General features: G+C 47.4%; 13 protein-coding genes. 3 read left to right on the top strand and 10 right to left on the bottom strand.

The annotated features are described in order from the left end of the window. Positions 1-367: 367 nt before the first annotated feature. Positions 368-829, top strand: a complete 462-nt coding sequence (locus MHH25_RS03370; RefSeq protein ID WP_017690799.1) for a MarR family transcriptional regulator — start codon at positions 368-370, stop codon at positions 827-829. Positions 830-1295: 466 nt separating this feature from the next. Here MHH25_RS03370 and MHH25_RS03365 read toward each other — a convergent pair whose 3' ends face one another. The 3 genes from MHH25_RS03365 to MHH25_RS03355 all read right to left on the bottom strand — a co-directional run bounded on the left by MHH25_RS03365 (position 1296) and on the right by MHH25_RS03355 (position 4141). Then, a complete protein-coding gene (locus MHH25_RS03365; protein WP_340020440.1) occupies positions 1296-2801 on the bottom strand; it encodes an MDR family MFS transporter in 1506 nt (501 codons plus the stop codon). Positions 2802-3072: 271 nt separating this feature from the next. Then, positions 3073-3645 carry a GNAT family protein gene (locus tag MHH25_RS03360; RefSeq protein ID WP_076254763.1) on the bottom strand — a complete coding sequence of 191 codons (573 nt, stop codon included), beginning with the start codon at positions 3643-3645 and terminating at the stop codon, positions 3073-3075. A 199-nt stretch (positions 3646-3844) separates the two neighbouring features. Next, complete coding sequence (locus MHH25_RS03355; protein WP_076254765.1) at positions 3845-4141, bottom strand: hypothetical protein; 297 nt, start codon at positions 4139-4141, stop codon at positions 3845-3847. Positions 4142-4326: 185 nt separating this feature from the next. Here MHH25_RS03355 and MHH25_RS03350 point away from each other — a divergent pair, with 185 nt between their 5' ends. Then, the gene (locus MHH25_RS03350) at positions 4327-4824 is read left to right on the top strand and encodes a GAF domain-containing protein (RefSeq protein ID WP_076320214.1); all 498 of its coding nucleotides are present in this window, start codon (positions 4327-4329) and stop codon (positions 4822-4824) included. Positions 4825-4975: 151 nt separating this feature from the next. Here MHH25_RS03350 and MHH25_RS03345 read toward each other — a convergent pair whose 3' ends face one another. From MHH25_RS03345 to MHH25_RS03315, 7 genes are all read right to left on the bottom strand, one after another. Further along, positions 4976-5788, bottom strand: a complete 813-nt coding sequence (locus MHH25_RS03345) for a TipAS antibiotic-recognition domain-containing protein (RefSeq protein WP_340019158.1) — start codon at positions 5786-5788, stop codon at positions 4976-4978. 369 nt (positions 5789-6157) lie between these two features. After that, positions 6158-7582 (bottom strand): aldehyde dehydrogenase family protein, encoded by a 1425-nt coding sequence (locus MHH25_RS03340; protein ID WP_340019157.1) that lies wholly within the window; start codon positions 7580-7582, stop codon positions 6158-6160. A 162-nt stretch (positions 7583-7744) separates the two neighbouring features. After that, positions 7745-8167 carry a universal stress protein gene (locus MHH25_RS03335; RefSeq protein ID WP_340019156.1) on the bottom strand — a complete coding sequence of 141 codons (423 nt, stop codon included), beginning with the start codon at positions 8165-8167 and terminating at the stop codon, positions 7745-7747. 18 nt (positions 8168-8185) lie between these two features. Next, a complete protein-coding gene (locus MHH25_RS03330) occupies positions 8186-9406 on the bottom strand; it encodes an MFS transporter (protein ID WP_340019155.1) in 1221 nt (406 codons plus the stop codon). Between the two features lie 230 nt (positions 9407-9636). Next, positions 9637-10089, bottom strand: a complete 453-nt coding sequence (locus MHH25_RS03325) for a MerR family transcriptional regulator (protein WP_101315043.1) — start codon at positions 10087-10089, stop codon at positions 9637-9639. A 189-nt stretch (positions 10090-10278) separates the two neighbouring features. Continuing rightward, a complete protein-coding gene (locus tag MHH25_RS03320) occupies positions 10279-10635 on the bottom strand; it encodes an SdpI family protein (protein WP_339181680.1) in 357 nt (118 codons plus the stop codon). Between the two features lie 205 nt (positions 10636-10840). Beyond that, positions 10841-13174 carry a heavy metal translocating P-type ATPase gene (locus tag MHH25_RS03315; RefSeq protein ID WP_340019154.1) on the bottom strand — a complete coding sequence of 778 codons (2334 nt, stop codon included), beginning with the start codon at positions 13172-13174 and terminating at the stop codon, positions 10841-10843. Positions 13175-13519: 345 nt separating this feature from the next. On the opposite strand from MHH25_RS03315, the gene MHH25_RS03310 reads away from it, so the two are divergent. Further along, complete coding sequence (locus MHH25_RS03310; RefSeq protein WP_036614212.1) at positions 13520-13891, top strand: metalloregulator ArsR/SmtB family transcription factor; 372 nt, start codon at positions 13520-13522, stop codon at positions 13889-13891. The last annotated feature ends 124 nt before the right edge of the window (positions 13892-14015 follow it).

Genomic DNA, 14015 nt, shown 5'->3' with positions numbered 1-14015 from the left:
AAATGCTAAAAATGCAAATCTTGTGACATATCGCATGTTTTTCGTAGAAATAGAAGTTTACAATTAAACCATGGCGACAACCTGAATCGTCAAACATAACTAACCAACTCATATAAGTTGAAATTACCTTTTACATGAACAGCATAACGGAGAGGACAGAAATAACCTGAAAAAGCGAAGCTTTCACCTAAAAGCTTTCTGAAAGAAAGCTCCATCGGAAGCATACGCTATCACCGGATTTTACCTTTGAAGAATATTTCAAAAAATCTGGGGATAACAGTGATTGGAAGGTTGTTCTGTCCTCGTAGTGGTAGGTTGTAACTTTATCATTTCAACTTATAAACTAATCTGAAAAGGCGGGATCAGCATGCTGGAATTACAAGAAATCGGAACCGAACGTTCACTTCATCTGTACCGCACCTTGGCCCAGACATTCAAGAGCGTGAATGAACACGCTGTATCCGGAAGCAAAGTGCATGGCTTCAACCCCACCGCATACGGGGTGCTCGAAGTGTTATATATGAAAGGAGCTCAGCCGATTCAACAGGTTGGCGCACAACTTCTGCTGCAAAGTGGTAATGTGACCTATGTGATCGACAAGCTGGAGCAGAAAGGATTGTTACACCGCAAACATTGTCCGCAAGACAGACGTATCATCTTTGTGGAACTGACCGAAGAAGGACAGCGCACCATGGATGACATCTATCCAGGCTATGCGTTGAAGATTGATCGGGCGGTAAGTGGACTAAGTGAGGAAGACAAGGAATTGCTGTCCGAACTCTTGGGAAGGCTTGCACATTCTGCAGACCGTTTATCAGCAAGCAGCTAGAGCGTATCTTCAAACCTGCCGAAAGCCGGAGCGTAACAGAATGTACTGGAGCAGATATGGAGCGCTAACGCTAACGAACCTGTGACGTTTTATTCAGGGGTTTGAAGCGCTCGCAGCATTTTAAGGAATCTGACACACGATATCTTAGAATAAACAGCCGTTTACAACGTGTTTTTCAGGTGATTTCGTGAAATAAGTTGTCTCATGTTCCTTACAATTGAGAAAGAGGAGCAGAAGGTCAAATAAGACGTCCTCAGTTCCTTAGAAATTCGTCTGGACGATTCACCAGGATCAGCCAGCCTGTACTTCAAAATGCTTTTGCCCCAGACACCCCCAACATATCACTTGCCTGAGTTTGAAGATGTACTCTAGTCCAATGCACATGTGCCATCAACAAAAATAACCGGATTTGCCTGACATCGGCGAATCCGGTTTTTCATATGTTTTTTGTATATATATCTTCTTTTTACTTTGAGCCTAGTGGCTGCGTTGGAGCATCTGCATCTTCGGGTACAATTAAACGTTTGCGTAAAGCCAGCGTCGTTACCCACGAGACCAGTGCAATGACAAACATAATGACAAACAGGGAATGCAAGCTTCCTTCCAGAACGTTACGCAGCAGCGCCCATTTATCATCCGATAGTGCTGCATCCGTATGTGGTGCGAGAAGCTCGTTCAGATCATTTTCCGAAATTCCCGCCTCCGCCAGATTCTGTTCACTAGATAACGTAGAGATCCGATAGTTCAACCACGTGCCAAAAGCCGCTGCACCAATCGTCTGTCCCAACGTACGCATGAACGTATGCAGTGCCGTAGAGGAACCACGTTCCTTATACCCTACAGACGACTGCGCAATAATGGTGAAGATCGTAAACGCAAATCCGAAGCCGAGACCATAAATAAAGGTCAATATAAAGAGCACAGCCTGCGGGGATGTCCCGCCAACCAGAAAGAGTCCACCCGATCCAATCGCAATACCGGTTAACCCAATCAATGCGGTCATACGTGATCCAATTTTCATTAACAGACGGCCTGCCATCACACTACCAATGAGCCAACCCACCGACATCGGTGCGAGCAACAGCCCGGATTCCGTCGCATTACCTCCCCGAACCCCCTGCACCCAGAGCGGCAAATAACTGGTCAGGCCGATCATCAAAGTACTGGTCAGCAGTCCAGCGATATTCGCCACACGGATGTCCCGAATTCGGAACAGATGTAGTGGAACCATTGGAGCCTGAGCTCTTTTTTCCACCACGAAAAATAAAATGATAAACAGAGCGGCGACCACACTCAGCACAACAATCAACGGAGAACTCCAGGCATAATACTGCCCACCCGCCGACAGGACAAATAACAATGCGGTAATGCCCACAGTGAAGGTCAGTGCACCGACATAATCAATCTTGGCCGTACGTGGAGAGATATCTTCCTTCAGATAACGAAATACAAACCACATCGCGAGCAGACCAAACGGCACATTAAAACCAAAGATCCACTGCCAGCCGAGATTATCTACAAAATAACCGCCAAGCAGCGGTCCCGCCAGAGAGGAAATGCCCCACACGGAGCTAATCCATCCCTGGATTTTGCCACGTTCTTCAATCGCGTAGATGTCCCCAATAATCGTAAATGTAACAGGAACTACCGCACCCGCACCAATCCCTTGAATAGCACGGAAAATAATCAATTGCTCCATGTTCTGCGACAGACAGCACAAGAGTGAACCCAGTAAAAATAACGCACAGCCAATCAGAAATACAGGCTTTCGTCCATACAAGTCACTGATTTTACCGAAAATGGGCGTACTCACAGCCATCGTCAACAGGTATGCGGTGAAAATCCAGCTCAGCAGCTGTACACTCCCCAGCTCACTGACAATGGTCGGCCCTGCCGGACCAATTACGGTGCCTTCAATCGCTGACAGAAATGTCGCGAGCAACAGCCCCGTCAAGATGAAACTGCGCTTCAAACCTCCAGTTGCATTCACACAAACCCTTCTCTCTTCATTCTCTATATAATTGGTACGGTTAATTTACACCTCTACTACGAACCAGCACAAGCTTCCGATCGCTGTTATCCCCAGATTTTTTCTTCTCCTCTCTAAAGGAGAAATCCGGTGATAGCGTATGCTTCCGATGTAGCTTTCTTTCAGAAAGCTTTAAAGGCGAACGCTTCGCTTCTCCAGCTTTGTTCTGTTTCTTCGTTTACGTGTATTTAAAAAAAATCATATATTGTCTCTTTTATTTACCTTTCTTACGAAGGAACTCATCATACAACATGGAATACATCACCATATCCTTATATCCGGTGGACGTATGTTGCACCTGTCGCAGCAATCCTTCACGCGTGAAGCCGCGGTTCGTCAGGAACTCGCCAGACGCCAGATTACGCGGATCAACCAGCGCTTCAATTCGATTAAGACCCATGGTCTCATACCCAAAGGGCAGCAACGCCGAGAAAGCCTCCGTCATATAACCATGGCGCCAATAATCACGTCCCAGCTCATAACCGATCTCACCCCGGAATGCGCCTTCAAGCTGCCATGTATTGAATCCACAGCTGCCGATGAGCTTGCCTGTTTCTTTGAGTTCGATCCCCCACCGGATCGCATCCTCTTCCCCTGCCATTTGGTTGAGCAGTCCAATCATGTCCGCCGCTTCGCTTGTCCCAATCATGGGTGCAAGATTCATGTAACGGGTCACCTCGCGATCTGACCAGCATGCGAACATCTGGGCCGCATCCCGCCGACGCATTTTACGCAGACGAAGCCGCGCAGTCTCCATTTCGGGAATTCTTCCTTTGCATTTATACATATAAAGACACTCCGATCCGATCTATCTCCGCAGACCATAATATTCACTAGTCATCTAATCATAACCTGCGCCGAATGGCAACTGTTCAGTCATGCACACACGTCAAAAAACCGGGCCAATTTCGCTCCCGGTCTTGTTGTACGTATGGAACAATTCAAGTTTGAGTGAATTACGGAATCATGGCTTGTCCTAATGAATTTTAAGCTTTGGACGTTTTCTTGCCCTTTCCCAGTAATTCATCGCTAACCCGGCCAAACACAGCCGTGATTTCCTTGAATTCTTCGATGCCAGTCCCGGTCAGGCTCCATTGGTCCCCGTGGGCGGTCAGGAAGTTCTCCTGTGTCAGGTGTTCAAGCTCCTGCTTGATCTCCCGCTCTCCAACGCGATATCCCCGTTCTTCCAATAGGGGCAGTGCCTCGCTAACGTTCAAATCCTGATTTTGCGCGAAATGTAGTAGATGAATCCGTACAAAAAGATTCTGTACCTCTGCATGCATAAGCCAAGCTCCTTCCCGGGTTATAGCCCTCCGTGGTTGCTAAGTAATTACCCCACGTAAGAAGCTGAGAAACAGGAGGATTCTTCAGGTATTCCCTTCCCTTTCCGAAATCCTCCGCTTGACTAACCGCATCCTCTGCACTATCTTGAAAATAAGTACCATTTTGCTCGGGAGGGTGATTTACCATGTTTCAAGCTGTTTCCTATGAAGGAACACGAAGTGAGCAGCACACCGCCGTCCTGGGACAGTTAAGTGCTCTGATCCGCGATGAACCTAGTGCGATTGCCAATCTGGCCAACGCTGCTGCGCTGCTCAATGTATTTATGACCGACACCAATTGGGTCGGCTTCTATCTGTATGATGGAAAAGAACTGGTCCTTGGGCCATTCCAAGGACTGCCTGCCTGTATCCGAATTCCATTGGGACGTGGTGTATGCGGCACATCTGCTGCCGAAAAACGTACCATGGTCGTTGATGATGTTCATGCCTTCCCAGGCCACATTGCCTGCGATGCAGCATCGAACAGCGAGATCGTCGTACCGATTATCAAAAACGGCGAACTTTACGGGGTGCTGGATATCGACAGCCCGATCAAAAACCGTTTTGACGACGAAGACCGCGTCTTCCTGGAGAAAGCCGTAAGCCTGCTCACAGAGCAGTTGGAGGCAACCATACCCCTTTAGGAAATGATGAATAAGGTGATCGGAGTCTCATCACACACGATGATGAAGAACCCGTAATAACAAAGAGCGCAGTCCTCTCAGAGGTCTGCGCTCTTTGTTATCCATTATGATTCACACCCATGTTCTTGCTCGCCCATGTTACTTTATGCATCTAGGATAAATCATGTTCCGCTTTAACCATCATCCCATCACGCAGGAATTCAGCCAGCCTTGGGTGGTAACCATCATACATCTGACGGAAATTTTTATGCTCTACATACAGATTGGCCAAATCCCGATAGATCTCAGCGGTGGGTGTATAATAACCTTTGATCCATTCAAGATGCCTGCCAATAATCTGTTGTACTTTTGCACTACCGGGCTCCAATCCGTCCTCAATGGCCTGTTGCAAGTCCAGATGAACTTGATCAATTTTCGCTTGGGAATCCAGATAATCTTCTTTTGACTTCAACTCCTGATTTTCAGGTAATGTGGATGAATTGGAAGATTGGATGTCGGACCTCTGAGCACCGTCTGTCTGCACATGGTTCATATCATTAGTGACTACAGCTTCAGAACCCGATTCATTCAGCAACTGGTGACGCCCCTTATTTACAAAACCGATATAAAGATCATGTTCATCAATTTCCTGTTCACCTTGCAAATGAGAGATCGTTTTGTCCAGTGTCTGAATCAATCCATGCAGACGCAATGCCTTCTCCAGAATATCAATGCGATGCTGCTTCATGATGCGTATGACATCCTGAGGATTATCCCGGAGCAACGGTCCAATCTCATTCTCCTTCATACCTACTTCCTTACAGAAAAGGATTTGCTGGAGTCTCAACAATTCCTGCTTTTCATAATAGATGTCCTCATCTACATCCCCAAATGCCGGATTCAGAAGACCTGTCTCCGCATACTGGCTCAGCTCGTTCAGACTTACGCCTGACATTCCCGATACGTCAACCATGGAATATGCCATTTGAATACACCTCCTGCCTGTCCTGCAACTCCAGAGTTCAGGCTTAATTCATACTGCATTTTATTTGAATAATGAGAGAATATAAGACTTTCGGCAATGCTGTACCGCTTCATTCCGCTCGTGCTCTGGATGGGTACATCATGCTTCAGTGATATGAGCGGCGTTTGGTCAGTTATGTTGCGGTATGTTAACTATGTTATACCCGTCTCATCAGATGTGAACCCGCAGTCGGCGAAGAATCCGCATGTATTTTTGAAAACTTTTTCCATGATCTTCATATAAAAAAACCTGTGCCATTATTCTGGCACAGGAGTGTGTGGTTATGTTTTCATTGGCATACGGTATATTGAGTAAAATAATGGAAGATAATCACCCTTTGTTAAACATAACAAATTTCAATTCCGTCATTTCCTCTACAGCATATTTTACACCTTCACGTCCGATACCACTCTGTTTCACCCCACCATAGGGCATGTGATCCACTCGGAACGTCGGAATATCATTAATCATAACTCCGCCTGCTTCAATCTGATCGACAGCATGGAGGGCGGTATGGATATCGTTTGTAAATACGCCTGCCTGAAGCCCGTATATCGAATCGTTAACATGTTCAATACCCTCTTCAACGGAATCTACCGTATTGATCACAACGATGGGTGCAAACACTTCCTGACAGGATACCTTCGCATCACGCGGAACGTTAATCAGTACCGTTGGACGCAGAATGCCTCCTTCAGCTTGACCGCCTGCTGCCACTTCAGCCCCGGCCTGTTTGGCTTCTTCAATCCAGTCGAGTGTACGCTGTACATCCTTGGAGGTAATCAGCGCAGAGACCACCGTATCCGGGCTCAGCGGGTCTCCGACCACCACTTGTTTAGCCGCTTCAGCGAAACGCCGGATGAATTCTTCCGAGATGTCACGATGTACGTAGATTCGCTGTAGCGAGATACATACCTGTCCCTGATACGTGAAAGCTCCCGTCACACAGCGAGGAACCACTTTATCCAGGTCTGCGTCCTTATCCACAATCACCGCTGCATTCGACCCTAGCTCCAGTGTCACGCGTTTGAGTCCTGCTTTGCTACGAATGCTCGTCCCTACCGCTGGACTGCCTGTAAACGTAATGTGAGCAACACGGGGGTGCTCCACAAGCACATCACCAATCGTTTTGCCATCACCGCTCACCACGTTCAGTGCACCATCCGGCAATCCGGCTTCCTGAAGCAGATTAGCGATGTAATAGGAAGACAGAGGCGTCTGCTCCGCAGGTTTGAGAACAATCGTATTGCCCGCTGCCAGCGCTGGACCTACCTTGTGGGCTACCAGATTCATTGGAAAATTAAACGGTGTAATCGCACCGATGACACCTAGAGGTTGCCGCATCGTATAACCGATACGTCCTTCTCCACCTTTGGCTGCATCCATCGGAACCGTCTCTCCGGTCAGTCGCTTGGCTTCCTCAGCGGCAAAACGATACGTTTCCACCGTCCGGTCAACCTCGGCCAGCGCTGCGGTAATCGGCTTCGCCGCTTCAAGCGCTATGATTCGCGCTGCTTCTTCCTTGCGTTCTTCGAGCATGGAGGACAACTTGTACAGAATATCTGCACGCTGATGTGCAGGCATCTGGCGCATTGCCTTCCCAGCCTGAACGGCAGCTGCAATAGCAGCCTCCGCTTCCTCGGCTGAAGCCGACGAGACTTCTGCGAGCGTTTCCCCGGAGTATGGTGCTTGAAGTGTTTTATAATCTACGGATTCGGTCAGTTTGCCACCGATAAACAGATGTTGTTTTTTCATATGCTGCATCCTCCATCCTTTTAGAACCTATTGAACTTAATCTATTTATACACTATTTCCGTGCCATCAACCCACTACGGTATTCGGCAATCATAGCTTGTAACGTACCTGATGAGCCACTGTGGCGATCTTGAGCTATTGCATTATAAGGGATTTCACAACCTATTTAACTGTCAGGACGGGGCATTCTGCATGTTTTAACACGCCATGACTGACACTGCCCACGATCATCTCTGCGAGCATGCCTTTCCCGCCGGTACCCATCACGATCATTCCACAATCTCGTTCACGCGCCACACGGCAGATCTCATTAACGGGATCACCTGCAATCAGCAGCGTTTCATACGCAACCTCACGCCCGGACAACTGATTAGTCACCGGTTCTATAATATGTTGCCCTTCTTCGGCAATCCGAGCTTCCAGATCAACACCCAATGCAGGTTCATTGATAGAGATAGCCGGATTAACATGCACGATCAACAGACTTGGGGGTTGTTTCATATCTTCAGCCAGAATCAATGCTTGCTCCAAAGCTTTATGCGCATGATCCGAACCATCTACAGCAACCAATATACGTTTCAGCATTGCAATTCCTCCTGTGAATTAGTGAGATGTAATGGCGGAATCGATATCCCGCAGATGATGACGGCGCACCAGCAATACCACGACACCAACCAGAACCATTAATGCACCAAAATAAAACGGCGTTTCCGGTAGGAACCACTCGGACAATTTACCTGCAAGCCATGGAGCAAGTGCACCACCCAGGAAACGAACGAAGCTGTATGCAGCAGAAGCAACAGAACGCTCCACAGGTGCAGCTTCCATAACAGCCGTTGTAATCAATGTGTTGTTAATTCCAAGGAAAATCCCCGCTACAATGACCGCCACAATAACGGTAGTTGGTGAACCCATCACCGTACCTACTGCCATAACAACCAGATCAATCGCGAACAATGTAAGCATGACACTCATGGACGGAACCGATCCGAATCGGCGTTGTAATCTTGGTGCCACGAATACAGACGTAATCGCCAGCATCAGTCCCCAGCCAAAGAATACATAACCCAGGCCGTGCTCATCCAGATTCATGACATATGGTGAATAAGCCATCAAGGTAAAGAAACCAAAGTTATACAGGAAGGCGGTAATCGCCAATGTTTTCAATGAAGGATAACTTAATGCTTTGAATGGATCGGACAAAGAACTGCGTGTTTTCGGTTTGGCCATCTTGGGCAACATAAATGTAATGCTGATAAAGGCAATCGCCATCAGAACAGCCACCCCATAAAACGGGCCACGCCAAGAGATGGAACCTAGCTCACCACCAAGCAGCGGTCCAACCGCAATCCCGAGACCAAGCGCTGCTTCGTACAAAATAATCGCTTTGGCTGTCCCCGACGTGGACAGTTCCACAATGGCAGATAACGCCGTTGCGATGAACAAGGCATTACCCAGTCCCCAACCGCCACGGTAACCAACCAGTGCACCTACCGTGTCTGAGGTACCGCCGAGGAACGAGAAGATAATAATCAACAATATACCGCTGAGCAGCGTCCACTTCACACCAATCCGGCTGGATACAACACCTGTAATCAGCATCGCTACCCCGGTTACAGCGTTATAACTGGTAAATAGCAGTGACACCTGGCTTTTCGAAGCATGCAGCTGATCTGCAATCGCGGGCAGGATCGGGTCAACCAGCCCCAGACCCATAAAAGATATGATACATGCAAAAGCAACCGCCCATACCGCTCGCGGCTGGGATAACAGGCCCCCACGTGATGACGGCAATTCGTCCGGTAATGATGGCTCTCTTTTCATACGTAATTCCTCCTGTGAATAATTTATGTGGTTAAGCTTTATATTTGAAAACGACCGTGAAAATAATGAAAACATTCTATACATTTTCAGAATTAGAGGTAACAAAACGGCACAAATGACACCGAAACATCCGGTGTTTGTACAGGATCGCTACAGGTACTATGGTGCTCACTCCATGTAGCGATTATGTGTATACAGTTTTGTTTATTTGAAAATAGATGCTAATTCGGTTAGCCGTCTTCATCACCCTGCGGATCATGTGCCTGTAACTTCTGAATACCACTCCGAACGCGTTCACGCAGCTCTTCCAGTTCAGTCTGTACGGCATGTATGCTCTGAAGTTTCTGCTCAATCAGTTGCAACTGACCATCCAGCGTTGTTTCCATCGCGGTAAGCTTCTCGATCCGTTCTCTTACTTCGGTCGTCTGCTGGTAGTCAAAACGTTGTTCGTTCAAGGCATCTGCCGTTGCCACATAGGTATGTAACTCCTGAAGGGAGAATCCAAGTACCTCTTTGGCGCGAACCACCTTTTTCAGATAATCGATATCCTCCCGAGTGTACAACCGCGTCCCGCCATCTGTCCGCTGAGGTGAAGGCATGACACCAATCTCTTCATAATACCGAATGGTTCGCTTGGTCAAACCACATTCCTTGGCTACGTCGTCGATTTTATATAAACTCATTCCTTCACCTCTTCCATATGCCTATAATGTTATGTATATAATTATATATAATATTAACGTTAACGTCAACGTTAGATTTTACACATAAAGTCTTAGCGAGTTGAACATCGACTTCCATTCTCTATCTTCAACAAAAAAAGACCCGCTTCACACGCGAGTCTTCCTCTCTACACTATCATTCATTTTACCTTAAACGTTCTGCTCATTCTGTTGCTGTTGTGCACGCTGCATTTGCTTCAACCGGCCTTCAACTCTGGTAAACAATCTGAACGTATAAAATCCTGTAGCAACCAGACTCAGAACCAAAGCTCGTACATCTGTAAGCCAGAAACCGATAATGCCGAATATCGTGATAATCACACCAAATTGCATCATCAGATTGGCGCTATAACTTTGCGCTTCGTCCCATAACTCGGGATTACTCATTGCACGCGGGGTCCGATAACCATATATTCCGTTAATCATTTTCGGTGGTTTTTTGAACACCATGAACCCCAGAATGAAATAGCATACTCCAATGATGATCCCTACTATTGCTCCTGTCAAAACGTTCTCCCCTTCACTGTTGTCTTCCATAGACCTGCTTACACTGGCACTCCGATGACAGAATAACCTGCCGATGTAGCTTCGCTTCTTCAGGTTATTTCTGTCCTCTCCGTTCTAGTGTCAATGTCTGGTTAGACTTATCTACATAAAAATATAAAAACGGCTCTACGTATATACGAAGAGCCGCCTGGATCGTTTCGTAAACTTAGATATTCTTCACACGAAGTACACGCATGGCGTTCAGGACAGCCAGCACCGTGACACCGACATCAGAGAATACCGCTTCCCACATGGTAGCTATGCCAAACACACCGAGTAACAGGAAGATCGCTTTAACCCCCAGAGCAAACGCGATATTTTGCCATACAATCATTCGTGTGCGCTTCGCAATGCGGATTGCACTCGCTAGTTTCGACGGTTCATCGGTCATGATGACCACATCTGCCGCTTCAATCGCGGCATCTGAACCAAGTCCACCCATGGCCACACCCACATCGGCGCGTGCCAGCACAGGTGTATCGTTGATACCGTCACCGACAAACACCATTTTCTCCTTCGGAGATTTGGCAGCTTCCAGTTGCTCCAGACGCTCGACTTTATCCTGTGGCAACAATTCAGCGTAGACCTCATCCACACCCAGCTCACGTCCTACCGCTTCACCTACGGCTTTGGCATCACCTGTCAGCATGACCGTTTTGCGAATGCCGAGTTTCTTCAGCGCCTGAATGGCCGCGGCTGCGTCATCCTTCACTTCATCGGCAATGATCAGATGACCAACATACGTGCCAGCTTCAGCCACGTGGACTATCGTTCCGGCTGTCTCTGGTGTGGTATAGGATATACCCGCCTGCTTCATTAATTTGGCGTTGCCTGCCAACACTTCCCGACCATTCACACTCACCTTAATCCCATGTCCGGCAACTTCGTCATAACCTTCCACACCTTGCGTGGGAATGGCCTTGGCCCAAGCTGCGCGAATGGATTCAGCAATTGGATGATTGGAATTGGCTTCGGCAATGGCTGCAAGCTCCATCAGTTCTTCTTCCGTGCGTCCACCTTCGGGATGAATGGCTGTTACTTTGAATACACCTTTGGTTAGTGTACCCGTTTTATCAAAAACAACAACTTTCACATCGTTCAACGCTTCAAGGTAGTTACTGCCTTTGACAAGAATCCCGTTACGTGAAGCTGCTCCGATACCACCAAAGAAACCAAGTGGAATAGAGACCACGAGCGCACAAGGGCATGAGATAACTAGGAAGACCAATGCACGATAGATCCAGTCAGCAAATGTTGCACCACTAAGTATCAATGGGGGAACAAATGCAATCAAGGCTGCAAGGATAACAACAACCGGTGTGTAATAACGAGCGAATTTACTAATAAAATGTTCTGTTTTCGCTTTCCGACTGCTCGCGTTCTGCACCAGGTCCAAAATCTTGGATACCGTTGATTCACCAAACGTTTTGGTGACTTCAATCGTCAACATACCATTTTTGTTCACAAATCCACTCAGTACATCACTTCCGGACTCCAGCTCACGAGGTACGGATTCCCCTGTCAGAGCAGAAGTGTCCACCATGGAACGCCCAGCTCTAACGATACCATCCAGCGGTACTCGCTCTCCTGCTTTCACGACAATACGATCACCAATTCGTACGTCTTCTGGAGATACACGACGGGTCTCGTCACCCGAACCCGTCAGGATATTCGCGTAGTCCGGGCGAATGTCCATGAGCGCTTGAATCGACTTGCGTGACCGATTAACCGCCATGCCCTGAAACAGCTCCCCGAGCTGATAAAAGAGCATGACCGCTACCCCTTCCGGATACTCTGCAATAGCAAAGGCACCCAAGGTAGCGACGGACATCAGGAAGTATTCATCGAATACCTGACCGCGGATGATGTTTTTGGACGCCTGGAGCACGATATCTCCCCCGGCAATCAGATAAGCGAGCGCATATAGAGTAAACTGTGCCCAGCCCTCCAGTGGCGACCAGATTGCAGCTGCGAGCAGCACAGAACCTGCAGCAAGACGAGCAAGCAACACTTTTGTCTGTCCTGCACCATGTTCATGTGAGTGGCCTGCATGGGCATCATCATGGGTATGGCTGTGATCATGCCCAGCATGACTCCCGTGCTCATGTGTATGACCATGTTGATGTTGATCATGAGTATGCGAGTGTTTGCCATGTGAATGTGAATGTCCATGATTATGTCCGGCATGGTCATGACTGTGGTTATGCGAACCACCTGCACTCCCTGTATGGGTGTGCACATGTCCGTTCACGTGTTTTCCTTTTTCCGAAATGCGAATATGCGGCTCCAGCCGAAGCACTTTGCGCTTTGCTTCTTCCACTACCTGTTCATCCATATCGGAAGTGGTGTGCAGCGATAATGTTTTGGTAACAAAATTGACAGAGCATTCGTTAATGCCCTTAATTTTTTTGACGCCATTCTCGATCTTTAATGCGCAGTTCGCACAATCCAATCCATCAAGTAGCAGTTCCCTTTTCACCTGTTCCTGTCCGGTTCCCATGTGAATTCTCCCCTTTGCAGTACAAAAACGATGTTATATTTCAATTGTATTCAATATATGAGCACTCATTCATATGTTTGGTTACCCCTATTATATGCACGCCTAAACATGAGTGTCAACAATCGTTGTTGATTTTTCATACAGATTATGCTAATAGTAATCATTTCGCTTTAGGCGGGTTTTGGATATAATAGAGCTATAGTTAAACTTTTGCATAAATCCGAACCAGTGAATTCCAATCAACAACAATTAGATCGAAATGGTTTTATTCGTCTAGCTGTTGTACTTACCAAATGGTTAAATCGAATTATGCAAATGTTGAGTTAACATAGGCGGTGATAGGAAATGGAACAACCGGTTAAAGCACCAAGCGAATGTGATGCAGCCTGCTCAGGTACTGAAGCCGACGTGCAGACGATTCGCACTTCACTCATAGATCGGGAGACATCTTCCGAGATGGCAGATTGGTTCAAGGCATTCAGCGACCCCACACGTCTACGTATTATTGATGCGCTGTTACAGAAGGAATTATGTGTTCATGACCTGACGGTTCTGCTCGACATGGGACAGTCGGCCATTTCACACCAGCTGCGTTCACTCCGCAACATGCGGATCGTCAAGCGGCGCAAGGAAGGTAAGACCGTGTACTACTCTCTGGATGATGCTCATATTGAGCAGATTTTCCTGCAAACGCTCCAGCATATTAAACACAGCTAGGCAGCAGCCAAGCTTGTTCATGCAGAAGAACCCCCGCCTCTCGGCTATATGCCGATGGTTGGGGGTTCTTCTTGGTAAGGGTACCGTTTTATACAGGATGGATACAAAGTGACTATATCTTCTG

Source organism: Paenibacillus sp. FSL H3-0457 (assembly GCF_037981725.1).
In the GTDB taxonomy this organism is placed as follows: domain Bacteria; phylum Bacillota; class Bacilli; order Paenibacillales; family Paenibacillaceae; genus Paenibacillus; species Paenibacillus amylolyticus.
This window is presented reverse-complemented; position numbering and strand designations above follow the sequence as displayed.